The following is a 25158-nucleotide window of genomic DNA, read 5'->3' on the forward strand; positions in this document are numbered from 1 at the left end:
CAGGTTGGTGGGGTGAAGGTACCCCATCAACCATTAAATCCGTATACCCAATATATTAAATGAATTGCTGCTGACTAACGGAGAGGGCGAACAAAGAGCGTGTGGAGGCTTCGTCCTAGAGCGCCTTGAGTATCAAAAACTGAGGTGGTGACTGCGCCGACCCCTCCGGAATCGATTTGTGTCCGAGCATCCATCCCGACCCAAGGACCTTCAGGGAGTCGGTGCATATTCAGAGTGAGATCGACAGGCACGAAGCTCCAGCTGTTGATATCCAGTTCGGCGCTGATACCGTTGGCCGAGTCCAGCATCAATAGCAGCGCATCGAGGCTATGCGGGGTTGCATCTTTAACCAAGGGGATTCTTGGGCGGGCCCACACCGTGGCCGGCCCTTGCCTAGAAAAGCAGCCTTCGGTGAAGCGCCACTCAATAGCTTGGGCGTAGGGAAAGGGCCCCATGCCGCTGAAGTAGCGCTGGGGTTGCTCCTCTGGTAGATCGGGGGGAGTGAAGGGATCTGGCACTGGTTCTAGACAATTGGCTTGACGCTCAAGCAGCCATGCATGGGCCAAAAGGATAGTTCGATCATTACACCTCATTTCAGCCTGAAGAAGTTCAATTCGCTTGCCAGGCCGTAGGGTCCTGACGGTAATTTCGCAGGGTTCGACAGGAATAGGCCCTAGAATCTCAGCCGTTATTCGGGCTATCTCTAACTCGGGCGGTGCAGGATAGGAACGAAGAGCACGGGAGATCAGGGCGATGGGAGGGCCGCCGTGCTGGGTGAGTGATGACCATGGGCCGATTGTTGCCTCGGTGGGCAGGAAGCGCCCCTCATCTTGCTGATGATAGAAGGCGTCTGGTAGTGAGAAAGGGCTCATGGTTGCTCCTTCAGTGTTTTTATTTGCTGAGCTATTGAATTATTTCGTCAGTTTTTAAAAAAAACTATCCCCATTTCAAGTATGCATCGTTATAGGCAATATCGCCTGCCACATACAGCAGCAACAACGCCATACTCAAATTCAGGAAACGAAAATAGTGTGGCTGACTAATCCTTTTTCCCAGACGTGCACCGATCAGCAGGTATGCGCTTGGCGCACCGAACGCTAGAATCGATAACAGTAATGACCAGATCAAAATCGAGCTGCCAGCGATCTCCGCCGCTGGGAACTGCACGGTCACGATAGGCAAAATAGCAATGTAGGACTTAGGGTTGAGCAACTGCATAACTAGCCCGGTTCTGAAACTCAAATTGCTAGCTGGGGCTTTTGACTGTTCTGTGGAGTTCTCTAAAGAGGGGTTGATGCTGGCTTGAGCGATCGTGTACGCCAAGTAGGCAATATAGAGACTGCCGGCACAGCTGATAAATAGTTGGTAGTTTGGGTTCACCAACCAAGATCCGGTATATCCGAAGACAAGGAATAGCAGCAGCATGGCGAACCCAACACCCATACTGAAGCGTAAGGTAGGACCGACCTGAGAATTGAGACCGGCATTCAGGCTTAAAAGATTTGACGGGCCGGGTGTGTACATAATGCCAAACGCGTACGCTAGCATTTCAATCATAGTGAATACCCTGGAATTAGAAAAAGAAATTGGGGATTAACGACGTTGCCCAATCGTTGCTGTTTTAGTAACGAGGTTTAGATCAACCGCTGAGAAAGTGTTGCTGATATTCTCTTGGCGTGGTGCCGTAGATCGGTTTGAACCGGCGGTTAAAGTGACTGAGGTCGCTGAATCCGTAGTTAAATACAACGTCATCAAGCGAGACGCCTGACTCCAGATCTTCACGAGCACGGTTGATTCGGCAATTGAGAACATATTGGTGTGGCGTCATGCCAAATTGCTGCCGGAACATGCGCAGGAAATGGTATTTTGAGAGGCTTGCGTGTTGGCTTATTTCATCCAGAGATAAATCTGTCTGGATATTCGCATGGATAAAATCTCGGGCTCGAAGCAGCAGGCTGTCGGTCTTTCGGCCGCTGTTATCGAGGGCGAGGCTTTCATGACGCTCCGCGACACGTGCTGCCAACTGATAAAGCTCGCACTCTTGCTGAAGCTCACTTTCGGCGTGAGTTTCAATCAACAAGGCAATATTGAGAATATGCTGACGTAACAACGGATCATCCAACAGGGTATCCTTGATTCGGAAATCACTGCTTTGCTTTACACCTGCACTGCGAAGCATTGGTTCCAACTGGTCAGGATGTATATAGAGCATGCGGTACAGCAGTGCATCATCCACACCTGAATGACCATCATGTACCTCACCTGGGTTGAAGATGATGATATTTCCTGGGTAGCTGCGATGAAACGAACCACTGGCAAAGAAATCCTGACGGCCAGCCAGTGTTACGCCAAACGAATACTCCTCATGAGCATGTTTCCCATAAGAAAAGTCCCTCATCTCGGCTTGCAATGCAGTTACCTGATCAAGGTGTTGGCTTTTAGCATATTGGAATAGATTGTCTTGCTTCATAACAACTCACCGTTCTACGCATCAGGAAGCGTCTACAGGTTACGATGTAGTATAGGGCTGAGCACAGATGCATTTCTTGGACAAAATTGCGCATTGGACTGAATAACTGTATTGGGTAGCGGCTGGATCGGGTTCAACCCCGTTACTGCGGACATTCCTAAAAAAGCTGTGGACTTACCCCCACCGAGCGTGAAACCGCTATGCCCCAAACGGAGGACTGTGAAAAGTCTTTGATCGCCCGTTCTGAACGTTCGCTTTGCGACCAGGTTGGCCAGCAGAGAACAATCTTTTGAGCCATACTTAAAGGCCCTTACCCTCCGAAGAGGGCCACGTCATGACGTTTCCTACCAGCAAAGTTCCCTGGAACAAAGGGAAGCTCGTCGGCCAGAAGCTGCCGCTCAAACTCGAACAAATATGGGCTATCCGTATTCGGTTAGAGATAGCAAAGAACATCCGCGAGCTGGCGATGTTCAACATGGCAATTGACTGCAAACTCCGATCCTGCGATCTGGTAAAGCTATTGGTTCGAGATATTTCCAGAAACGGTGAGGTTCTGGACCGGGCGCAAGTCATCCAGCAGAAGACCAGTCAGCCTGTTCAGTTTGAGATAACCAAAAAGACGCGCGAATCGGTCGAAGCATGGATCGAGTTGCGTGGACTCTCAGGGATGGATTATTTGTGGCCGAGCCGGATGCGAAAGTTCGACCATATCACTACTCACCAATACGCCCGTCTTGTCAAAAAGTGGATTACGAGCATTGGACTTGACCCTTCCGTCTACGCAACCCATTCAATGAGACGTAGCAAAGCGACATTGATTTACAAGAAGACCAAAAATCTTCGAGCCGTTCAGTTGCTGTTGGGACACACGAATATGTCGAGCACCGTGCGGTACCTTGGTGTCGAGGTCGAGGATGCTCTGGAGATAGCTGAGAGTATTGAGATCTAGGTGCGTAACTTGTGTCCTTGGTCCCTTTGGATGCCTCTGACGCTGCAAGCCCCGGTCGATGATCACCCTCGGGTTACAGGCTCCTCCCGTCGCTAAACAGAAGCGAACATTCGATGCATCCCCAATTACCGGTCTTCTCACTCCCCGAAACGGGCAAAAATCGCCTTTCAAGACCCCGGCAATGGAACGGGCGGACACACGGTTCTGGCACGTCGATCGCCAGTGTAATGGGTGCATGTCCGGTTGTTCGGGTGAGGCACCACAGGAATACACCAATCGCATGTCCAGATAATTCCTGATTTGATGCACAGACAGGGTGCAGCGACGGAACGCTTTGGAAATGACATGGCCTAGCTCCTGGGTGCTGACCTACGTTCAAGATTGGTATCGAACATTCAGGTATTAAAGGTCATGTTGGTAACGCCTTGCTCTGTCGAGCATAAGGTGCGCAATCCGCTGTCCCAGTTCGAAACCTTCCTGCACAGTCACCAGCTGCGCGCTTGGTTTATCTCGCCCCCAGGCCTCCCCGGCCTGTCGAGAGGCAAAGAAAAGGACATCGCAACAAAACGCACTTCGAATGTCTCCCGATGCGGCCACCGACACTAAAGAGACGACCGCGTCCTCCGGCTCAAGCGAAACCACTCTCTGTGGCGTAATCGTCATGTTGATCGGGTTGTTCGTCTGCGGGCAACGCGATTGCACCTGCGCCCGTTCGCCAATAACGGTTGGAAACATCAAGGCATCCAGTGCACACCAGGTGTAAAGGGGCCGATCGTTGATGACAAATGCATGCGGGGTTTCTCGCAGTGTGATGCCGGAGCCGATCAGCCGTCCCTGGCCGTCGTACTCGATGGTCCCGCAGGGCAGTTTTTCCAGCACCAACTCTGCCTCATCAGTCGTCCAGTTGAGCGACTTCGCGAGCCGCTCAACAGTGACCGGTTGTCCCAGGGCAAGCTCGCGCAACAGCGTCACATGAAGCGCGGCTTCCCTTTCGCCGGTCAGACCCAGCCGTTCCACGATCTCATCCATGTTATACATTGGCGGCACCGTCTTATCCCGCACAGCACGACAATTGCTTCACGTCCTTGGTGAAGGTTTGGGCACAGAGCTTGAGCCCCTCCACCATGGTCAGGTACGGGAACAGCTCATCGGCAATGTCGTTCACGGTCATACGCGCACGCAGCGCCATGACGGCCGTCTGGATCAGCTCACCGGCTTCGCCCGCGACGGACTGGACACCCAGCAATCGTCCGCTGCCACGCTCAGCGACCATCTTGATGAAGCCCCCGGTATCGAAGTTAACCAGGGCCCGGGGCACGTTATCGAGGGTCAGGGTGCGGCTGTCGGTGTCGTATCCCTGAGCCTGGGCCTCCGCCTCGGACAGACCGACGGTGGCCACTTGTGGATCGGTAAAGATCACCTCGGGCATGGCGCTGAGGTCGAGGCTGGCGTCACCGCCGGTCATGTTAATGGCGGCCCGACTACCACCGGCGGCAGCCACGTAGACGAACTGGGGTTGATCGGTGCAGTCCCCGGCTGCATAAATGCCGGACGCGGTCGTTTGCAGGTGGTTGTCGATCCGGATCGCGCCGCGCTCGGTAGCCACGCCGACGGCCTCCAGGTTCAGGTTCTCGGTATTGGGTGTGCGGCCACTGGCCACCAGCAGTTGCTCCGCCTCCAGGGTGCCGGCGTTGGTTTGGAGGGTGAACACCCGGCCATTGTGGGTAATCTCACTGGCCTGGGTCTGCTTGAGCACCTCGATGCCCTCGCGACGGAAGGCCGCTTCCACGGCTTCACCCACCGCCGGGTCTTCCTGAGACAGCACCCGGCTGCGGGCCAGAATGGTGACCCGACTGCCAAGGCGGGCAAAGGCCTGAGCCAGCTCGATGGCCACCACCGAGGCACCAATCACAACGAGGCGCTCGGGAATGTGATCCAGCTCCAGCGCACTGGTGGACGTGAGATAGGGCGTCTCGGATAGCCCCGGAACAGGCGGTTCGGCGGGCCGGGCACCGGTGCCGATAACGGCCCGGTCGAAGTGCACCGTCTGCTCGCCGCCGTCGTTGAGCGTAACCGTCAGTGTGCGCTCGTCCACGAACCGCGCCTCGCCCTTGAGGACGGTAATCGCGGCATTGTCATTGAGAATGCTCTGGTACTTGGACTCGCGCAGCTCCTCCACCCGGGCCTGTTGCTGAGCCAGAAGGGCTGAACGATCCACCACCGGTGCCTGGGCACTCAGTCCGTCGTCAAACGGGCTTTCCCGGCGAAGGTGGGCGATATGCGCCGACCGGATCATGATTTTGGACGGTACGCAACCAATGTTGACGCAGGTTCCGCCGATGGTGCCGCGCTCAATCAGCGTCACCCGGGCACCGCGCTCCGTCGCTTTCAGGGCCGCAGCCATGGCACTGCCACCGCTGCCAATCACCGCAATGTGCAGGTTGTTGTCACTCATAAACGTTACTCCTTGGTTGAAGGGCTATCGCAGCAGGCGTCGTGTTTCTTTTTACGCCAGACGGCATAGCAGGTCAGGCCAATAAAAAAGACCAGTGCGGGCAAAAGCACGTAGTCGAGATAGCCGGTGAGGGCTGACAGGCCTAAGGTTCCCAGCAAAACCACCAGTATTGGGGTAAAGCAGCACAGGGCGACCAGCACCGTGCCGATGACGCTCACCCGCAACAGGGTTTTGGGGTTTGCCATGGTTACTCCTGTTTTGCCTGAGATTGTTTCAGCGTGGACGGATAGCCGGCGTTGGTGGTGGCTTGCGTCAGTGCCTCAACGGTCGTTTTCTCGTCGTCGAAGGTGACCGTCGCATCGCGTTCTTCATAACGAACATCCACAGAGGTCACGCCCTCCACCCGGTTGAGAGCGGCCTTGACGGTGATCGGGCAGGCCGAACAGGTCATGCCAGGGACTGACAGGGTGACGGTTTGTGGTGCTGCCAGGGCCGGCAGGCTAACGAACAGGAATAACGCTGTGGCGATCAGTGATTTTTTCATGGTGCTATGCCTCTCAGTAAAATAGGGGTAAAACATAAGGGAACGCCAGCGCAGTCAGAATGAGCAGCGCGACAATCCAGAAAACAACCTTGTAGGTTGTGCGTACTTGCGGCACCGCGCAAACATCGCCCGGCTGGCAATCCTGTGCAGGCCGGTATATCCGGCGCCAGGCAAACACCATGGCCACCAGTGCCGCACCGATGAACCAGGGCCGATAGGGTTCCAGGGCGGCCAGATTGCCGATCCAGGCGCCTGAAACTCCTAACGCGATTAAAACCAGGGGACCAAGACAGCAGGCGGATGCCAGGACGGCGGCAACGCCCCCTGCGATCAGCGAACCGCGACCGGATTTGGGCTCAGACATTACGTTGGCTCCTTTCATGAGATGGATGACTGAGATAAGGTTACTCCCGTAGTCAGCTACGGAATCAACCCCCTATGTCCAAGAAACCACGTTCAATGACCATTGGCGCCCTGGCCAAGGCCGCCAATATCGGAGTGGAAACCATCCGCTATTACCAGCGCCGGGGACTGGTGGCAGAGCCTGACAAACCCTATGGAAGCATCCGCCATTACGACGATCAGGCGTTGGCGCGTCTTCAGTTCATTCGAACGGCCCAATGGTTGGGCTTCAGCCTGGATGAAATCGGAGGACTGCTAACACTGCAAGACGGCACCCATTGCGATGAAGCACGGGTACTGGGCGGACAGAAGCTCGCCAAGGTGCGTGAGAAAATTTCAAGTCTGCGGCGTATCGAGCGAACGCTGGAGGGGCTGGTGCAGGCATGTTGCACTGAGCAGGGTGACGTGAAGTGCCCGCTCATTACGTCTCTTTATAAGGGCGTAGAGGAAAACACGTCGTGAGCTTATCTACGAGAGCCAACTTCTCTGCCGGGGTCGGTTATGGCAACCAGCAAGGGGGCCGATCCGGTCGGCATCATACGTCGCCGCTTATCCCCGAGCCTACGCCAAATCTAAACGTTCGCTTTGCGACCGTAGCGTCAGTTTGTATCGCCTCCAATCGCTGAACCGCTCACTCCTTAGTTATGCCGGCTAAGTTCGCTCGTTCTCATCAGTCCGGAATCCAGGCGGAATTCCCAATGGTGTCAGGAGCACCGACCAAACAGACGTACACACATCTGCACCAACGGCCGGCCAAACTGTGGGTTCAAGAACACTTTTGTTATACTCGCCGGAATCGACAATAAACCGGGTCATGGAATGGGCCGAACACGATGATGACCAAAAAGGATCTTCCCCTCCGTCAGTTGCTGAAGCTGCGCAATTCCTGGATCGCCTGGGTGGTGTTCCTGGTGTCTGTGGTCGCCACGGTATTGCTTTGGCAGGTTTCCATCCGGCTGGTTGAAGATCGCACCGAGGCCCGGTTCCGCACCCAATCCCTGCAGCTCAAAACCGCCATCGAAGAACGCTTGCTCAATTACGAACAGGTTCTGGCTGGCAGTGCCGGTCTGTTTGCGGTGACCGGTAAAGTCACACGCGATCAGTGGAAAGAGTACGTCGACAACGTTGATATCAATCGTTACTACCCGGGCATTGAGGGTATCGGCTACGTTGAGCGTATTGGTGTTCGTGAAATGGCTGACCACATTGCCTCGGTTCGGGCGGAGGGGTTGTACAATTACCTGGTCAAGCCGCTGGGGACGGGGCCCTACTACTATCCCATGGTTTATCTGGAGCCAGGCACCGAGCGTAATCGCAAGGCGCTGGGTTATGACGCCTTCAGCGATCCCATCCACCGGACCGCCATGGAGCAGGCCAGGGATGACGCTATCCCGACGGTTACCGGCAAGGTTGTGCTGGTGCAGGAGTCTGTGGCCGAGGATCAGGCCGGCTTTCTTATGTATTACCCCGTCTTCCAGGGTGGTGAGATTCCGGAGATCCGGGCCGAGCGCCGCATGATGCTGGCCGGGTACGTGTTCAGTGCCTTCCGGATGAACAACCTGATCGACGGTATCGTTGGCCTGATATCGCCGTTTCTGGATGTGCGCATCTACGACAGCGGGGTGGTGGCACGAGATACGCTGATGTATGGCTCCAATCTCGGATCGCTGGACAACGAATTCAGCTTTGAAATGAGCCAGACCATCAGACACGGTGGCCGGGAATGGCTGCTGCAGACCCGTTCCACACCAGCCTTTGATTATCTCGCCGCCGACCCACGCCCCCCCATTGTTCTCGGCTCTGGTCTGGCCATCAGTTTGCTGCTCTGGCTGTTCGTGCTGGCCCTGATTCGCTCCCGTCTGATTGCCCAGGTCAGCGCCGGCCGTTATCGCGCCATCACTGAGGGCGCAGCCAACGTCACCCTGGTCATGGATCGTCGTGGGCGCCCGCTTTATGCCAGCCCGTCCAGTCGTGACATCCTGGGATTCGATCCGGACAAGGTGGAAGCCCTGGAATTCGAGAAGCTGGTGCACATGGATGACTGGTCGCACCTGCAAAGAGGTTTTGAAGAGTCCATGGCCTCACCGGGCAAACAGATGCCGGTGGTGCGTGCCCGGGTGCGTGATGCCGATGGCCAGTGGCGTGATATGGAAGGCACCTTCACCGCGATGCTCTCAGTGCCTGGCGTCAACGGTGTGGTTCTGAGCCTTCGGGATCTTACCCAGCTCAAGGCGGCCCAGTCTGAGCTGCACCGACTGGCGTTCTATGATCCGCTGACCGGACTCGCCAACCGGCAGCTGTTCCGGGATCGGTTGAATCACGTGGTTCGTCGCAGCCGCCGAAGTGGCGAGGCGGCAGCCCTGATGTTCCTTGATCTGGACGGTTTCAAACGAATCAACGATACCCTGGGGCACGATGCCGGTGACGAACTCCTGCGTCAGGTCGCACAATGGCTGGAAGGCTGTGTCCGTGAGGAAGATTCCGTGGCCCGGCTCGGTGGCGACGAATTTGTGGTGTTGCTGTCCCGGATCAGCGGCTCCGAAGCCGCCGGCAAAGTGGCGGAAAACATCCTCAGGCGCCTGTGTCAGCGTATTCGCCTGAATGACCATGAGGTGGGTGTGACCGTCAGCATCGGGATCACCATGATCCCTCACGATAGTGAGGATGCCGGTGCGCTGATGAAATATGCAGACCTGGCCATGTACCGCGCCAAGGAACTGGGGCGCAATACCTATCAGTTCTTCACCCCGGCTATGAACATCCAGGCTGCCCGCCGCCTGCTGCAACAGGAAGAGCTGGCCACAGCACTCGATGGCGACCGGTTCGTGCTGCACTACCAGCCGAAAGTGGATCTTGCCAGTCAGCGGGTGATCGGGGTGGAAGCCTTCCTGCGCTGGCACCATCCGGAAAAAGGCCTGGTCTCGGCCCAGCAGTTCATCACCCTGGCGGAAGAAACCGGGCTGATCATCCGCCTGGGTGAGCTGGCTCTGCGACAAGCCTGCATCCAGGTTCAGGCACTTGAGCGGGCCGGGTTCGAGTCTCTCAAGATGGCGGTGAACTTCTCGGTGCGTCAGCTGACGGACTCCGGCTTCCTGGACATGATCCGGCGGGTGATTACCGAGACGGGAGTATCTCCCGAGCGGCTGGAGCTGGAAATGCCGGCGGAGTTGCTCAATGAAGACCCGAGAATGCTGCGGGAATTGCTGGTGTCCCTGAACGATCTGGGCGTGTGCCTGATTCTGGATGATTTCGGTACCGGCTCCTGCTCCCTGGTGGCGCTGCAGCAGTTGCCGCTGGATGTGATCAAGATTGATCATCGCTTCATTCGCGACATTCCCTACAACGTCAGTGCCACCGACGTGGCGTCGGCAGTGATCGCCCTGGCTCACAAGCTGCACCTGACGGTGGTGGCGGAAGGGGTGGAAACCCTGCAGCAGCTGACGTTCCTGAAATCCGCCGGTTGCGCCCAGTGCCAGGGCAATCTGTTCAGCTATCCGCTGGACGAAGATGCCCTGATCGGATTCCTGATCCGGCAGTACGAGAAGCCGCTTATTTCCTGATCATGGCAATGGCGGCCTGTAACCGGTAAAATCACGCCGTTCCCGGATCCCGGTAGCGGCCCCTCCGGGCTCAATCCTACGTCTTATATGAGTAATCATTGTCTGTGACTGAACTGAGCCGAATCCGTAACTTTTCCATTATTGCCCACATCGACCACGGTAAATCGACGCTGGCGGATCGTTTTATCCAGATCTGCGGTGGCCTGACAGACCGTGAAATGGCCGAACAGGTTCTGGACTCCATGGATCTGGAGCGGGAACGCGGGATCACCATCAAGGCCCAGAGCGTCACGCTCAATTACAAGGCAAAAGATGGGGAAACCTACAAACTGAATTTCATCGATACCCCGGGCCACGTGGATTTCTCCTACGAGGTGTCCCGCTCACTGTACGCCTGTGAAGGGGCGCTGCTGGTGGTGGATGCCGGTCAGGGTGTGGAAGCCCAGTCGGTGGCCAACTGCTACACCGCTATCGAGCAGGGCCTGGAGGTGGTGCCGGTCCTGAACAAGATGGACCTGCCCCAGGCCGAGCCCGACCGGGTTGCGGCGGAGATTGAGGACATTATCGGCATTGACGCTTCCGATGCCGTGCGCTGCAGTGCCAAAAGCGGGCTGGGTGTTGAGGATGTACTCGAGGATCTGATCAAAAAGATTCCGCCCCCCAAGGGTGATCGCGGCGCGCCATTGCAGGCACTGATTATTGATTCCTGGTTTGATAACTACCTGGGCGTGGTGTCACTGGTGCGGGTGACCGAGGGTGTGCTGCGCAAGGGCGACAAGATCGTTATCAAGTCCACCAAGAAAGCCTGGAACGCCGACAAGGTCGGTGTCTTCAATCCCAAGCCCACCGACACCGATGTGCTTGAAGCTGGTGACGTCGGTTTCGTTGTTGCGGGAATCAAGGATATCCACGGTGCGCCGGTGGGTGACACCATAGTGCACCAGAAGTTCGCAGAAGAAACCCCGATGCTGCCTGGGTTCAAGAAGGTCAAACCCCAGGTTTACGCCGGTCTGTTCCCGGTCAGCGCCGATGATTATGACGATTTCCGGGATGCCCTGGAAAAGCTCACCCTCAACGACGCCTCGCTGTTCTTTGAGCCCGAGAACTCGGATGCTCTGGGCTTCGGTTTCCGCTGTGGTTTCCTGGGTATGCTGCACATGGAAATCATTCAGGAGCGGCTGGAGCGAGAGTACGATCTGGATCTGATTACCACGGCGCCGACGGTAATCTATGAAGTGGTCACCAAGCAGGGTGAGACCCTGTCGGTGGACAACCCATCAAGGCTTCCGGATATTGGTTCCATCGAAGAAATGCGTGAGCCCATTGTCGAGGCCAACATCCTGGTGCCCCAGGAGCATCTCGGTAATGTCATTGCTCTGTGCGAAGAAAAGCGCGGTGTGCAGAAGAACATGCACTTTATGTCCACACAGGTACAGCTCACCTACGAGCTGCCGATGGCGGAAGTGGTGATGGACTTCTTCGACCGGATCAAGTCGGCCAGCCGAGGCTTTGCATCACTGGATTACCACTTTGTCCGTTTCCAGAATGCCAACCTGGTGCGCCTGGATGTACTGATCAACGGTGAACGTGTCGACGCCCTGGCGCTGATTGTGCACCGGGACCTGGCCCACCGCAAAGGGCGCCAGCTGATCGAGAAGATGAAAGAGCTGATCCCGCGCCAGATGTTTGATATTGCCATCCAGGCGGCGATTGGTACCCAGGTGGTTTCCCGGGTAACGGTCAAGGCCCTGCGCAAGAACGTAACGGCGAAGTGTTATGGCGGCGATGTCAGCCGTAAAAAGAAACTGCTTCAGAAGCAGAAGGAAGGTAAAAAACGCATGAAGCAGCTGGGTAATGTCGAGGTGCCTCAGGAAGCGTTTCTTGCTGTATTGAAAGTGGATAACTAAAAAGGCACCTGGATGGACATTGATTTTCCACTGGTACTGGTGGTCCTCACCTTCGCGACCGGCGTGGTCTGGCTGGCGGACGTCCTCTTCCTGAGAAAGCGTCGCCTGGCCGGCGCAGAGCAGGGCGGCAACGTAGAAGAATCAGCCGAGGACTTCGAGGACAGGGAACCCTGGCTGGTGGATATCAGCCGCTCATTTTTCCCCGTGCTGGCGGTGGTGCTGGTGCTTCGGTCGTTCCTGATCGAGCCGTTCCAGATTCCCTCAGGCTCCATGTTGCCGACCCTCGAAGTGGGGGATTTTATCCTGGTCAACAAGTATGCCTACGGCCTGCGCCTGCCCGTGGCCGGCACCAAGATCGTTGAGATCGGCGACCCGGAACGCGGTGATGTCATGGTGTTCCGCTATCCTGAGGATGGCGCCACCAATTACATCAAGCGGGTTGTCGGTCTGCCGGGCGATCATATTCGTTATCGCAACAAGCAGCTGTTCATTAATGGCGAGCCGGTGCCCCGGAATTTCGTCGCGCGTCTGCCCCCCATGGAGCGCTGGCGGGAACAGTTGGGTGAGGTTGAGCATGATCTGTACCTGACCATGGGCCGGGTGAGCGGTTCCGGTGAGGGGGAATGGGTTGTTCCTGAAGGCCATTACTTTGTCATGGGCGATAACCGTGACAACAGTAACGACAGCCGTTTCTGGGGCACGGTGCCGGATGAGATGGTGGTGGGCAAGGCCTTTGCCATCTGGATGCACTGGAAATCACTGACAAGTCTGCCATCTTTTGATCGGGTGGGTGGCATCCAATAATTCTGATGGTTCCGGAGTAAAAGACGATGAGAAGACACTATCCCGCAGGCCTGAACACGCAGCAGGGCGGCGCTTTGACGATGATGATCATGGCTCTGTTCTTCGGTGGCCTGCTGACTCTGGCGATCAAGATCGGGCCGGCCTACCTGGATGACTTCACCATCCAGGAAGCGCTGGAAAGCCTGGATGGTACCGAAGGCCTGTCACAGATGGGCCCGGCGCAGGTGCGCAGCCTGATCAACAAGCGCCTGAGTGTGAATAACGTTGACGGTTTTGATCCAAAGAACATCTCCGTTGAAAAAAATGGCGAACTGGTCGTGATCAAGGTGGATTACGAGGTTCGCAATAACATCTTCCGGAACGTGGACACCGTTGTGCACTTCCAGCACGAGTATGAGTTTAAGGGCCAGTGAGTTCACAACCAGACCTAGACCAACTTCAGCGCCGCATTGGCTACCAGTTCAAGGAACCGGAGCGGCTTCTGCTGGCGCTGACCCATCGCAGTTTTGGCAACCAGAATAACGAACGTCTTGAGTTTCTGGGCGATTCCATCGTGAACATGGTGATCGCCGAATATCTGTATCTTCATTTCGAGAAGGCCCGGGAAGGGCAGTTGAGCCGGCTTCGGGCCCGTATGGTCAAGGGGGTTACCCTCGCCGAGATCGGTCGTGAATTTCAGTTGGGCCAGTATCTGAGGCTCGGTTCGGGAGAGCTGAAAAGTGGTGGTTTCCGCCGTGAGTCCATACTCGCCGATGCCGTGGAATCCATTATCGGGGCCATTTATCTGGACAGCGACTTTCATACCTGTCGGGCTCAGGTGTTACGCTGGTTTGAACAGCGCTTGGCAAACCTGGATATTCAGGACACCCAGAAAGATCCGAAAACCCGGTTGCAGGAGTACCTGCAGTCCAGGCAATTTCCGTTGCCGCGCTATGAAGTGATTTCTGTTGACGGCGAGGCCCACAACCAGACTTTCCATGTCTCCTGCGCCTTGCCCTCGCTGGACCGTAAAACCACCGGCACTGGCAGTAGTCGACGTGTTGCTGAACAGCAGGCCGCCCGAAATGCACTCAAGCAACTGGGTGTGGAGAATTCCTGATGACCGATATTACCCGCCCGGAAAACCCGGAAAGCCGCTGTGGTTTCGTCGCCATTGTCGGCCGGCCGAATGTGGGCAAGTCCACACTGCTCAATCACATCCTTGGCCAGAAGCTGAGCATCACCTCACGGAAGCCTCAGACCACCAGGCATCAGGTTCTGGGCATCAAGACCGAGGGCCCGGTACAGGCCATTTATGTCGATACACCGGGCATGCATGAGGATGAGCCCCGGGCGCTGAACCGCTATATGAACAAGGCGGCCACATCGGCTCTGATCGACGTGGATGTGGTGGTCTTTGTTGTCGATCAACTGGCGTGGACCAGTGCTGATGAAATGGTGCTGGAGAAGCTGAGCAGGGTGAAGTGCCCGGTTATCCTGGCGGTCAACAAGGTCGACAAGCTGGAGAAGCGGGAGCTGTTGCTGCCCCATCTGGAGACTCTGTCTAAAAAGCGGGAGTTTGCCGAGATCATTCCGCTTTCGGCACTGAAAGAGACCAACCTGGAACCGCTGGAAACGGCTGTTGGCCGCTTTCTGCCCCAGAGTGTTCACTTTTACCCGGATGATCAGATCACCGATCGCAGTGAACGCTTTATGGCGGCCGAAATGGTCCGGGAGAAAATCACTCGCCAACTGGGCGCTGAACTGCCGTATTCCGTGGCAGTGGAGATTGAAGAGTTCAAGCATCAGGGCAATACCCTGCATGTTTCGGCACTGATTCTGGTCGAACGGGAAGGCCAGAAGAAAATCATCATTGGCGATAAGGGTGAGCGCCTGCGCAGTATCGGTCAGGAAGCCCGGGTTGATATGGAGCGGATGTTCGGGTCCAAGGTGATGCTCCGGCTCTGGGTCAAGGTCAAGCGAGGCTGGGCTGACAGCGACAGGGCTCTGAAAAGCCTGGGCATGAGCGATTTCTGAGGCCGCCATGAAGGGCGCGGTGCAGCAAGAGCCCGCTTATGTGGTCCATCGGCGACCCTGGCGCGAAACCGCCTTACTGGTGGATCTGTTTACTCTGAATCACGGCCGCATGAGTGTGGTTGCCCGCGGCGCCAACAGCACCAGAAGCCCGCTCAAGGCCCAATTGCAGCCGTTCCAGCCGTTATTAGTGGACTGGACCGGCAAGAGCGAGCTGAAAACCCTGGTGCAGCTGGAAGTTCGCAGCGCGCCAGCGGTCAGCCAACCCCGTGCACTGTACAGTGGTTTCTACATTAATGAACTGGTTCAGCGGGTGTTACCGGTGGCCGATCCCTCCCCCGCGTTGTTTGCCAGCTATATTGAAACCCTGCAGGCCCTGGCGGATCTGTCTTCACAGGACGATGTCGAGCCTTTACTGAGGCGTTTTGAGCGGGCGTTCGCCGCCTCGCTGGGCTACGATTTTGCTTGGGACGAAACCACGGATACCGGTATGTCTGTACAGGCGGGGGAGCTCTATGGCTACGACCCGGGCCAGGGGATCGTTTCCAATCTCGCGCCCGAGCTGCCATTGCGCCAATTGCCGGGTGAGGCATTGCTGGCACTGGCGGCCGGCGATTTCATAAGTGAAGCGCCCCGTAAAACCGCCAAGCGCGTCATGCGGGTGCTGGTGGATTACCTTTTGCAGGGCAGGCCGCTGCACAGCCGTTCCCTGTTCAGTCATTCGAATCCGTCATCTGGGAGAGAATCATGAATACCCGAGTCCTGCTTGGAGTGAATATTGATCATGTGGCCACCTTGCGTCAGGCCCGGGGCACCCGTTACCCGGACCCCGTGCAGGCGGCGTTGGTGGCGGAAGAGGCCGGTGCCGATGGCATCACCATTCACCCCCGGGAGGATCGGCGGCATATCCAGGACCGGGATGTGCTGCTGTTACGGGAAGTGCTGCAGACCAAAATGAACCTGGAAATGGCGGTGACCGACGCCATGCTGGCGTTCGCCGAGCAGGTGCGGCCGGAATGTGTCTGCCTGGTGCCGGAAAAACGCGAAGAGCTCACCACCGAGGGTGGCCTGGATGTGGATGGCCAGGAAGAGCGGGTGGCCAAGGCCTGTGATCGCCTGGCAAAAATCGGCGCCGAGGTTTCGTTGTTTATCGATCCGGACCCGGTACAGATCGACGCGGCGGTGCGCTGCGGTGCGCCGGTCGTGGAGTTGCACACCGGTGAATATGCCGAGGCCAAGGAACCTGAAGCGGTGGAAGCCTCATTCAAAGTGCTTGCCGATGCTGTGGCCTATGCCCGCAAGAAGGGACTGATTGTGAACGCCGGCCATGGTCTGCACTACCACAACACCGAGCGGGTGGCCGCTATCCCTGGTATCAATGAGTTGAACATTGGCCATGCGATCATCGCCCGCGCCGTCTTTACCGGCCTGAAAGACGCCGTACGGGATATGAAGGCGATTCTTCACCGGGCCAGAGCCTGATCAACAATCAGGTGGTTTCCGGCTGGCGCTGCTGTTCCCGGAACAGTTGCTGCCAGTCGGTCTGCTCACTCCAGATCTGCAGCCGCTCCATGGCCGCGATCAATTGATCTTTCAACAGCTCACGATCCGGTGCCTCGCACTTCAGGGCGGTCTCGAACCGGTTGGCGGCTGTGCGCAGCTCGGGAACGCCGCAGTACCGGGTTGCCCCGTGAAGCTTATGCACGCACTCAAGCAGGGGCTCGTTGTCACCGGTCTGCCAAAGCGCCTGAACCCGGTCGATATCGGTGTGTAACTGCTCCAGCAGCATGCTGAACAGCTCCTCCGCCAGATCGGCCTTGCCCGCCGCCAGTTGAATGCTCTCTTCTACACTGACGCAGTCCTGTTGCATCCGGCGGTTTGACGGCCGCAGTGTTCGGCGGGTATCCCGCACTTCGGAGATCCGGAAGCGGTCGGCGCTATTGGTGCAGTCGTAGCCGGTGTATTCGCGAATCAGTTCCACCAGTTGGCTGCTGCTGATCGGCTTGGGCATATAGCCGTCGAAGCCTTGTTGCGCCAGCCGTTCCTGTTCGTCCGCCAGAGCGTGGGCAGTCAGGGCAATAATGGGGGTGTGGTGTGAGCCGCTGTCCAGATCACGGATGCGGGCCGTGGTTTCCACGCCGTCCATACCCGGCATCTGCAGGTCCATGAACACCAGGTCAAAGGCTTTCTGACGAACCTTGGTCAATGCCTCGAACCCGCTGGAGGCACCTTCGGCTTCCAGGCGGCAGTCATTGAGTAAGGTCATCACCAGTTTCAGGTTGGCTTCGTTATCGTCCACCGCCAGAATGCGGGGCGTGCCGGAACCACTCTCCTGCCGCAGTGGCAGCGCGGCTTCCGGCGTGCTTCGGTTGCCCGACTGAATGCCATGGATGAGCAGCAGCAGTTCATCGTAGAGGGCATCCCGGCAGACCGGCTTGGTCAGGTGGCCGCTGGCCAGGCCTGACAGCGGCGTGTCGTGGGTTTCCAGAGTGGGCGTCAGCAGCAGGGTCCGGCAGTCGCGTTCCACTTCCAGCGAGCGCACCAGATTGCAGTACTGGCTGGAGTTGAGCAGGTGACGGGTAATGCCGATGATGGCACCGGCGTAGCCTTCCTGCCGCCGTTGCGCCTCTTCTACCTGTTCCTGGAGTGCCCCGGGCGAGGCAACCCGCTCAACGGTCACGCCCCAATCCCGTAACAGGTGCTCCACCGCCAGTCCGGTTGTTTTCTGATGTTCGAGATAGATGATTTTCTCGCCCCTGAGCGCCTCTTTGGGGCTGGAGCTGTCGCCGGTTGAGGACAGTTCCGGGGTCAGGGTAAACCAGAACGTGGAACCTTTGCCCAGTTCGCTTTCCAGGCCGATCTTGCCGCCCATTTCTTCCACCAGCCGTTTGGAGATGGCCAGCCCCAGACCGGTACCGCCATACTGCCGGGCAGTGGAGGCATCGGCCTGGCTGAAGGCGTTAAACAGTGACTGCTGCTGGGCACGTGACAGACCAACGCCGGAATCGGTTATGCTCAGGCGCAGTGTGACCCGGTTATGCTCGGTATCTTCATCTTCCAGACTCGCCCGTAATACCACTTCGCCGGTCTGGGTGAACTTGATGGCATTGTTCACCAGGTTGGTGATCACCTGCTTGACCCGCAGCGGATCCCCCATGATGTTGTCCGGTACATCGTTGTAGACCAGTGGCACCAGGTCCAGGTTTTTAGCGTGGGCCGCCGGTGCCAGCATGACCATCACTTCCTCAACGATATCCCGGAGCTGGAACGGCACGCGGTCCAGGATCAGTTTGCCGGCTTCGATCTTGGAGAAATCCAGAATGTCGTTAATGATGGTCAGCAGGATTTCCGAGGATTTGCGGATGGTGTTCAGGTGGTCGCGCTGCTGGCGGGGCAGTGGGCTTTTCAGCAACAGTTCGGTGAAGCCGATGATGCCGTTCAGCGGCGTCCGGATTTCATGTGACATGTTGGCCAGGAACTCGGATTTGATCCGGCTCGCTTCCAGTGCTTCCTTGCGGGCAAAGTCCAGTTCGATATTCTGGATTTCAATGGTCTCCAGGGTCTCCCGCAGGTCTTCGGTGGCCTGGTCAATGTTCTGTTGCATTTCGGCCTGGGCCTTGCTCAATTCCGAGGCCATATCGTTGAGCCCCGATTCCAGCTGTTCGAACTCCGGGCCGGCACTGGTGTAAACCCGGGTGTCGAGCTTGCCTTCCTTGAGTTTGGCTACGGCTTCGTTGAGCTGGAACACCGGATCGGTAAAGGCACGGCTCAGCCGCAGCGCGATGGCAAGACTGAGCAGGACACCACCGATCACCAGCAGCAGCGAGATCAGCAGCGCCTTGTAGGTTTCCTTTTCCGTGCGGACGTGGGACATCTCTACGGCAACCCAGCCCAGCGGGGCCTGGCGCTTCGCCGCAGACTGGCGGGCGTCCGGGTCCAGCATGGTCTCGATCATCAGATCCTGAAGGTGAACCGGCGTGACAAAACGAGTGCTGCTGTCGTGGGTCAACCGGATCGGCTGGTTGGGTTCCAGCGGTGCCATCGCCACGGTTTCAGCGCTGCCCGGGCCTGTATGAAGCATGCGCTGGCCATCGCTGCCATAGAAGGTGATGGAGCGAACATCCTGTTCTTCAAGAAGGGCGTTGGAGAGGCTGCTCAGCAGGCTGCGATTGGCCGTGAACAGGCCGTATTCAGAGCCTGCGGCAAGCTGTCGGGACAGGGACTCACCGCGATCCTTCAGCAGGTTCTCAATGTTGTTCACCCAGCTGTAGGTAAAGAATAGCCCTAACAACAGCGTGGTGAGCAGGGTGGGAACCAGAGTTACCACCAGTACTTTCTTGCGAATGCCCCAACGTCGCATACCGTGTTCCTGTAAAATTACCTTGTCCACCGGCAGAGAACGCCTGCTGGTGGATACTTCCTTGTCAGCATAGCTGAACGGCGATGATATAACCGTGGCCGTTATCCCGGAAACAGTTATAGCCGCAGGTCATGGATATAGCGACAAGCTGTATTGGGACAAGGCGGCCATAACGCGTATGATTCGAATCCGAAAGTGTATCACAGGGTATCAATATGATTTTCCCCACCATTGAAGATTATGTCGGCCATACACCCCTGGTGCGTCTGCAGCGTCTGCCGGGAGACACCAGTAACGTCATCCTGGCAAAACTGGAGGGGAACAACCCGGCAGGTTCGGTGAAAGACCGGCCGGCTTTGAGCATGATCCAGGAGGCTGAACGCCGGGGCGAGATCAAGCCCGGGGACACCCTGATTGAAGCCACCTCCGGCAATACCGGTATCGCGCTGGCCATGGCTGCGGCCATCAAGGGCTACCGAATGGTGCTGATCATGCCTGATAACCTGAGTGAGGAGCGCCGGGCCTCCATGCGTGCATACGGCGCCCAGGTGGTGAACGTTTCCCGTGAGCAGGGCATGGAAGGCGCCCGGGATCTGGCCATTCGAATGGAGGCCGAGGGCAAGGGCAAGGTTCTGGACCAGTTCAGCAATGCCGATAACCCTTCGGCCCACTATCACACCACGGGCCCGGAAATCTGGGAGCAGACCGCCGGGCGAGTTACGCACTTTGTCAGCTCCATGGGCACCACCGGCACCATCATGGGCGTGTCCCGTTACCTGAAAGAGCGGAATCCCGATATCCGTATTATCGGCCTGCAGCCAGAGGATGGGGCGTCAATTCCGGGTATTCGCCGCTGGCCGGAGGCTTACCTGCCGAAAATCTACGATGCCAGCCGAGTCGACCAGGTTCTGGATATTGGCCAGCAGGAAGCCGAGGACACCATGCGGGCACTGGCCGAGCGAGAGGGCATTTTCTGTGGTGTGTCCTCCGGCGGCGCCATTGCAGCGGCCCTGAAATTGTCCCGTGAGGTTGAAAACGCCGTGATCGTGGCCATTATCTGTGACCGCGGAGACCGTTACCTCTCCACCGGTGTGTTTCCCGGCGCCTGAGTGGCCCCCAATCAAGAGAATTTTATATGAGTAAGCGTCGCCGCAAGGTTCTGCCCAAGGAGCCCGTGCGTTGTGAAATCGAGACCCTGAGCCACGATGGCCGGGGCATTGCCCGCGCTGATGGCAAAACCCAGTTTGTTGACGGAGCCCTGCCGGGCGAAACCGTGATGGCCAAAATGGTCAGCACCCGCAGCCGGTTTGATGAGCTGCGCACAACCGAAGTGCTGGAAACAGCCCCTGACCGCCAGCAGCCACCCTGTGAGTTTGCCGATCTTTGCGGTGGTTGCAGTCTTCAGCACATGAGCGCCGATGCCCAGATACGGTTCAAGGAAAATACCCTGCGCGAGCATTTTGCCCACTTTGGGGGCATTGAACCGGAGCAGTGGGTGGCTCCGATGCGTTCTCCGGATAGCCTCGGCTATCGTCGCAAGGCGCGGCTGGGCGTACGTTATGTGAAGGCCCGGGAGTCGGTGCTGGTTGGTTTCCGGGAGAAGCGCAACAGCTTTCTGACCGACATTGACCGCTGCGTGGTACTGGATCCCCGGATCGGTGAGCGAATCGAGCCTCTTCGGGAGTTGCTACATGGCATGGCGGCATTTGACCGGATTGCCCAGGTAGAAGTGGCCTGTGGCGATGATACGGCTGCCATGGTGTTCCGGAACATGGATGACCTGGTGCCGGACGACCGGGAAAAGCTGATCGCCTTTGGTCAGGCCCATGACTTGCATATCTATCTGCAGCCCAAGGGCCCGGACACCGTGCACCGGATCTGGCCGGAATCCGGCGGGCGGGACGATGAACGCCTGACCTATCGTATGGATGAGTTTGACCTCACCATGGCCTTCCATCCCATGGACTTTACCCAGGTGAACGCCGGCATCAACCGCAATATGGTACACCGTGCGGTCGAGTGGCTGGACGTCCAGCCCGGAGAGCGGGTACTGGATCTGTTCTGCGGCCTGGGCAACTTTACACTGCCACTGGCCCGCAAGGGCGGGCAGGTTGTGGGTGTGGAAGGCGACGATGCCATGGTGGTTCGCGGCCGTGAAAACGCCCGCCTGAACGATCTCTCCAATGTGGAATTCCACGGGGCAGATCTGCACGGGGATTTCACCGGGCAATCCTGGGCAAAAGAGGGTTTTGACAAGATTCTGATCGATCCACCTCGTTCAGGCGCGGAGGAGATTTGTAAGTATCTGACTGCTTTCGGTGCCAACCGCATTGTTTACGTGTCCTGCAACCCCGCTACCCTGGCGCGGGATGCCGGGGTGATGGTGCGCAATGGTTATCGGCTGGTACAGGCCGGTGTGATGGATATGTTCCCCCATACCACCCACGTTGAGTCCATTGCGTTGTTTGAGCGTAGCGCAGACTGACCGGGTTTCGGGGGTATGCAACGGAACGGCCAGGATGGCCGTGAGAATAACCGAAAAACAAATGGGTAAAGCTCTGCCATGGTAAAAGTTCGGGAAGACTATTCGATCAGCGGTGACGGCGAGGTCGATATAGACCGCTGCGTGCAGCACATCGCTGAACAGACTCATCTCGAGGATCCGGATCAGCTTCGGCGGGCTTGTGAGAAAGCCGCCCAGATCGCCGTTCAGGCGTTCAGGGAAGACCGTTTGTGGGCGCCCGGAGCCAGCAGTTTCCGGACCGGTCTGGAAATGGCGCAGGTTTTGGCAGAGCTGCATCTTGATCAGGCCAGCCTGGTTGCCGCCGTGCTCTATCGGGCGGTGCGTGAAGAACGGGTGCCGCTTGAAGAGGTTCGCAAGGAATTCGGCGATGAAGTGGCGGGGCTGATTAACGGCGTGCAGCAGATGGCTGCGATTTCGTCCATCCATCATCCGCTCAAGGGCAATGTCCTGGGGCAGAGCGAAGGCCAGTTGGACAATGTCCGCAAGATGCTGGTCACCATGATTGATGACGTTCGGGTGGCGCTCATCAAACTGGCAGAGCGCACCTGCGCTATCCGCGCAGTGAAAGATGCGCCGGAAGAAAAACGCATGCGCGTGGCCCGGGAAGTCTTCGACATCTATGCTCCGTTGGCGCACAGGCTCGGTATCGGCCACATCAAATGGGAGCTGGAAGATCTCTCGTTCCGCTACTTGCATGGCTCCGCGTACAAGAAAATCGCCAAGTTGCTGGATGAGAAACGGCTGGACCGTGAAAGCTACATCCGCCGGGTGATTGATACCCTGCAAACCGAGCTCAAGGCTTCCGGTATCAAGGCCGAGCTCAGCGGGCGGGCCAAGCACATCTACAGTATCTGGCGGAAGATGCGTCGTAAGGGAATCGATTTTTCCCAGGTATACGATGTCCGTGCCGTGCGCATTCTGGTGCCGGAAGTGCGTGATTGCTATGGCGCGCTGGGGATTGTGCACACCCTCTGGCGCCATATTCCCAACGAGTTTGATGACTATATTGCCAACCCCAAGGAGAACGGTTACCAGTCACTTCACACGGCGGTGATCGGCCCGGAGGGCAAAGTGATGGAGGTGCAGATCCGCACCCATGCCATGCATGAGGAAGCGGAGCTGGGTGTGTGTGCCCACTGGCTGTACAAGGGCACCGATACCAGGAACAAGTCCACCGGCTACGACGCCAAGATCAACTGGTTGCGCCAGGTTCTGGAGTGGCAGGAGGAACTGGGCGATATTTCCGGCCTGGCGGATCATCTGAAAACCGATGTGGCTTCCGACCGGGTGTACGTGTTTACGCCGGAAGGCCATGTGGTGGATCTGCCCCAGGGCGCCACACCGGTGGATTTTGCCTACCGCGTGCATACCGAAATTGGTCATGCCTGCCGGGGTGCCAGGGTGAACAGCCGCATCGTTCCGCTGACTTACCCGCTCAAGACCGGGGACCAGGTGTTTATTCTGACCTCGAATAACCCGGCCCCCAGCCGGGACTGGCTCAACCCGAGCCTGGGTTACATCCAGACCTCCCGGGCCCGAGCCAAGGTGACGCACTGGTTCAAACAGCAGAACCGCGACCGTAACGTCATTGACGGCCGGGCTATCCTGGAGGATGAGTTCAAGCGCTTGTCGCTGTTTGATGTGGATCTGGAAGAGCTGGCGTCCAAGGTCAACTACCACAGCACCGATGACATGTTTGCCGCTATCGGGGCGGGAGATCTGCGGCCCACCCATGTGGCCAACGTAGCGCAGCAACTGTTGGAGCCCCGGTCTGAACAGCTGGATCTTAAGCTGACCCCGAACCGGAAAAAGCCCTACGATACTGAATCCGATATCCAGATACTCGGTGTTGGCAAGTTGAAAACCCAGGTGGCCAAGTGTTGCAAGCCGCTGCCCGGCGACCCGATCGGGGGATACATCACCGTGGGCCGCGGCGTGACCGTGCACCGCCAGGACTGCCTCACGTTCCTGAACCTGCGGGAATTTGAACCGAACCGCATCATTGAAGTGAACTGGGGCGGGCAGCCCGCGGCGGTCTATCCGGTGGATATAGAAATTGAGGCCTACGATCGATCCGGTCTGCTGCGTGACATCACCCAGGTGCTGTCTTCGTCCCGCAGTGATGTGTTGTCTCTCAACACCGTGACCAACAAAGACGAGAACACGGCCACTATGCGGGTGACGGTGGAAATCTCCAGCCTGGAGCAGTTGGCGCGGCTGCTGGCCCAGATTCGGAACCTGCCGAACATCATCGACGTAAGGCGGAAGCGCGGATGAGTTACAGCATCGAAGATCTGAAATACCTGATGGCCCGGCTCCGGGATCCGGACACCGGTTGCCCCTGGGACACCAAACAGACCTTTGCCAGCATCGTGCCTCACACGATTGAAGAAGCTTACGAAGTCGCTGATGCCATCGAGCAGGAGGATTTCCCACATCTGAAAGACGAATTGGGAGATCTTCTTTTCCAGGTCATCTTCTATGCCCGCATGGGAGAAGAAACCGGACACTTTGAGTTTGATGGCATTGTTGACCACTTGGTTCGCAAGCTGGTTCGGCGCCATCCCCACGTGTTTCCGGGGGGCACACTGGAGAGCCGTATCGATCCGGATAATCGACCCGATGAAGCCTGGATCAAGGAAAGCTGGGAGCGCATCAAGGCCGAGGAGCGCGCTGAGAAGCCGGTGGCGGAGACTCCGGCCAGCCGTCTGGACGGTATTGCCCGCACTCTGCCGGCCATGGCCCGGGCGGAAAAACTGCAACGGCGTGCGGCTCGGCATGGCTTCGACTGGCCGGATATCGGCCCGGTGTTCGACAAACTTCACGAAGAGATCGATGAGCTGAAGGAAGCCTGGCAAATGGCCGAGGCCGGTACCGGAGATCTGGATGCGGTTGAGGACGAGCTGGGTGACCTGCTGTTTGTTTGCGTAAATCTGGCACGTTTCCTGAAGGTAAATCCCGAGCAGGCCCTGAAGCGAACCAATCACAAGTTTGATGCCCGGTTCCGTGCCATTGAGCGGGTGCTGGAAAAAGAAGGTCGTAATCTGGATGAAGAAACCCTGGAAGCGCTGGATGCCGTGTGGCAGAGCGTGAAAGGGGTGGAAAAGGAGTAGGGAAGCGGAACTGGAAACCGTCACCGATAGGTACAATCCGTTACCAATTTTCCGTCA

The 25158-nt window shown here is 57.5% G+C and carries 23 protein-coding genes; 14 read left to right on the top strand and 9 right to left on the bottom strand.

The window, feature by feature from the left end; all coding sequences use genetic code 11:
• Positions 1-74: 74 nt before the first annotated feature.
• From ACF8YQ_RS04360 to ACF8YQ_RS04370, 3 genes are all read right to left on the bottom strand, one after another.
• Entirely contained in the window at positions 75-872 is a 798-nt protein-coding gene (locus ACF8YQ_RS04360) for a thioesterase family protein (RefSeq protein ID WP_396622685.1), read from the bottom strand.
• Positions 873-936: 64 nt separating this feature from the next.
• Positions 937-1557 carry a LysE family translocator gene (locus ACF8YQ_RS04365; RefSeq protein WP_058340750.1) on the bottom strand — a complete coding sequence of 207 codons (621 nt, stop codon included), beginning with the start codon at positions 1555-1557 and terminating at the stop codon, positions 937-939.
• Between the two features lie 82 nt (positions 1558-1639).
• Positions 1640-2470, bottom strand: coding sequence for an AraC family transcriptional regulator (locus tag ACF8YQ_RS04370; RefSeq protein ID WP_058340751.1), 831 nt, complete (start codon positions 2468-2470; stop codon positions 1640-1642).
• Positions 2471-2804: 334 nt separating this feature from the next.
• Here ACF8YQ_RS04370 and ACF8YQ_RS04375 point away from each other — a divergent pair, with 334 nt between their 5' ends.
• A complete protein-coding gene (locus tag ACF8YQ_RS04375; protein ID WP_011786646.1) occupies positions 2805-3419 on the top strand; it encodes a tyrosine-type recombinase/integrase in 615 nt (204 codons plus the stop codon).
• A 402-nt stretch (positions 3420-3821) separates the two neighbouring features.
• Here the strand turns inward: ACF8YQ_RS04375 and merB are convergent, their stop codons facing one another.
• Genes merB through merT form a run of 5 tightly spaced genes read right to left on the bottom strand, consistent with a single transcriptional unit; the run spans position 3822 to position 6782 of the window.
• On the bottom strand, positions 3822-4457 hold the full coding sequence (gene merB, locus ACF8YQ_RS04380) for an organomercurial lyase MerB (protein ID WP_008175605.1): 636 nt from the start codon (positions 4455-4457) through the stop codon (positions 3822-3824).
• A gap of 13 nt (positions 4458-4470) precedes the next feature.
• Positions 4471-5874, bottom strand: a complete 1404-nt coding sequence (merA, locus tag ACF8YQ_RS04385; protein ID WP_396622686.1) for a mercury(II) reductase — start codon at positions 5872-5874, stop codon at positions 4471-4473.
• 5 nt (positions 5875-5879) lie between these two features.
• A complete protein-coding gene (gene merF, locus ACF8YQ_RS04390) occupies positions 5880-6119 on the bottom strand; it encodes a mercury resistance system transport protein MerF (protein WP_396622687.1) in 240 nt (79 codons plus the stop codon).
• A gap of 2 nt (positions 6120-6121) precedes the next feature.
• Complete coding sequence (merP, locus tag ACF8YQ_RS04395) at positions 6122-6418, bottom strand: mercury resistance system periplasmic binding protein MerP (RefSeq protein ID WP_008175598.1); 297 nt, start codon at positions 6416-6418, stop codon at positions 6122-6124.
• A gap of 13 nt (positions 6419-6431) precedes the next feature.
• On the bottom strand, positions 6432-6782 hold the full coding sequence (gene merT / locus ACF8YQ_RS04400; RefSeq protein WP_008175596.1) for a mercuric ion transporter MerT: 351 nt from the start codon (positions 6780-6782) through the stop codon (positions 6432-6434).
• Positions 6783-6856: 74 nt separating this feature from the next.
• On the opposite strand from merT, the gene ACF8YQ_RS04405 reads away from it, so the two are divergent.
• The 9 genes from ACF8YQ_RS04405 to pdxJ all read left to right on the top strand — a co-directional run bounded on the left by ACF8YQ_RS04405 (position 6857) and on the right by pdxJ (position 16586).
• On the top strand, positions 6857-7282 hold the full coding sequence (locus ACF8YQ_RS04405) for a MerR family DNA-binding protein (protein WP_008175593.1): 426 nt from the start codon (positions 6857-6859) through the stop codon (positions 7280-7282).
• A gap of 371 nt (positions 7283-7653) precedes the next feature.
• Positions 7654-10380, top strand: coding sequence for an EAL domain-containing protein (locus ACF8YQ_RS04410; RefSeq protein WP_396622688.1), 2727 nt, complete (start codon positions 7654-7656; stop codon positions 10378-10380).
• Positions 10381-10484: 104 nt separating this feature from the next.
• Entirely contained in the window at positions 10485-12287 is a 1803-nt protein-coding gene (lepA, locus tag ACF8YQ_RS04415; RefSeq protein ID WP_396622689.1) for a translation elongation factor 4, read from the top strand.
• Positions 12288-12299: 12 nt separating this feature from the next.
• The gene (gene lepB / locus ACF8YQ_RS04420) at positions 12300-13091 is read left to right on the top strand and encodes a signal peptidase I (RefSeq protein WP_396622690.1); all 792 of its coding nucleotides are present in this window, start codon (positions 12300-12302) and stop codon (positions 13089-13091) included.
• Between the two features lie 26 nt (positions 13092-13117).
• Positions 13118-13504: a DUF4845 domain-containing protein gene (locus ACF8YQ_RS04425; RefSeq protein ID WP_199453821.1), complete on the top strand. Its 387-nt coding sequence runs from the start codon at positions 13118-13120 to the stop codon at positions 13502-13504.
• Positions 13501-14190 (top strand): ribonuclease III, encoded by a 690-nt coding sequence (gene rnc / locus ACF8YQ_RS04430; protein ID WP_011785712.1) that lies wholly within the window; start codon positions 13501-13503, stop codon positions 14188-14190. Before ACF8YQ_RS04425 ends, rnc begins: the two co-directional genes overlap by 4 nt.
• A complete protein-coding gene (gene era, locus ACF8YQ_RS04435; RefSeq protein WP_396622691.1) occupies positions 14190-15107 on the top strand; it encodes a GTPase Era in 918 nt (305 codons plus the stop codon). The genes rnc and era overlap by 1 nt, the downstream gene beginning before the upstream one ends.
• A gap of 7 nt (positions 15108-15114) precedes the next feature.
• A complete protein-coding gene (recO, locus tag ACF8YQ_RS04440; protein WP_014420774.1) occupies positions 15115-15855 on the top strand; it encodes a DNA repair protein RecO in 741 nt (246 codons plus the stop codon).
• Positions 15852-16586, top strand: a complete 735-nt coding sequence (gene pdxJ, locus ACF8YQ_RS04445) for a pyridoxine 5'-phosphate synthase (RefSeq protein WP_396622692.1) — start codon at positions 15852-15854, stop codon at positions 16584-16586. The genes recO and pdxJ overlap by 4 nt, the downstream gene beginning before the upstream one ends.
• 7 nt (positions 16587-16593) lie before the next feature.
• Here pdxJ and ACF8YQ_RS04450 read toward each other — a convergent pair whose 3' ends face one another.
• Positions 16594-19464, bottom strand: coding sequence for an ATP-binding protein (locus ACF8YQ_RS04450; RefSeq protein WP_396622693.1), 2871 nt, complete (start codon positions 19462-19464; stop codon positions 16594-16596).
• Between the two features lie 215 nt (positions 19465-19679).
• On the opposite strand from ACF8YQ_RS04450, the gene cysM reads away from it, so the two are divergent.
• The 4 genes from cysM to mazG all read left to right on the top strand — a co-directional run bounded on the left by cysM (position 19680) and on the right by mazG (position 25101).
• The gene (gene cysM / locus ACF8YQ_RS04455; RefSeq protein WP_011785707.1) at positions 19680-20573 is read left to right on the top strand and encodes a cysteine synthase CysM; all 894 of its coding nucleotides are present in this window, start codon (positions 19680-19682) and stop codon (positions 20571-20573) included.
• A 26-nt stretch (positions 20574-20599) separates the two neighbouring features.
• Entirely contained in the window at positions 20600-21949 is a 1350-nt protein-coding gene (rlmD, locus tag ACF8YQ_RS04460) for a 23S rRNA (uracil(1939)-C(5))-methyltransferase RlmD (RefSeq protein WP_396622694.1), read from the top strand.
• Between the two features lie 78 nt (positions 21950-22027).
• Positions 22028-24265 carry a GTP diphosphokinase gene (gene relA / locus ACF8YQ_RS04465; protein ID WP_396622695.1) on the top strand — a complete coding sequence of 746 codons (2238 nt, stop codon included), beginning with the start codon at positions 22028-22030 and terminating at the stop codon, positions 24263-24265.
• The gene (gene mazG, locus ACF8YQ_RS04470) at positions 24262-25101 is read left to right on the top strand and encodes a nucleoside triphosphate pyrophosphohydrolase (RefSeq protein WP_011785704.1); all 840 of its coding nucleotides are present in this window, start codon (positions 24262-24264) and stop codon (positions 25099-25101) included. The genes relA and mazG overlap by 4 nt, the downstream gene beginning before the upstream one ends.
• Positions 25102-25158 lie beyond the last annotated feature (57 nt).

Origin of the sequence: Marinobacter sp. W-8, assembly GCF_044342215.1 — a bacterium.
Classification (GTDB): domain Bacteria; phylum Pseudomonadota; class Gammaproteobacteria; order Pseudomonadales; family Oleiphilaceae; genus Marinobacter; species Marinobacter nauticus.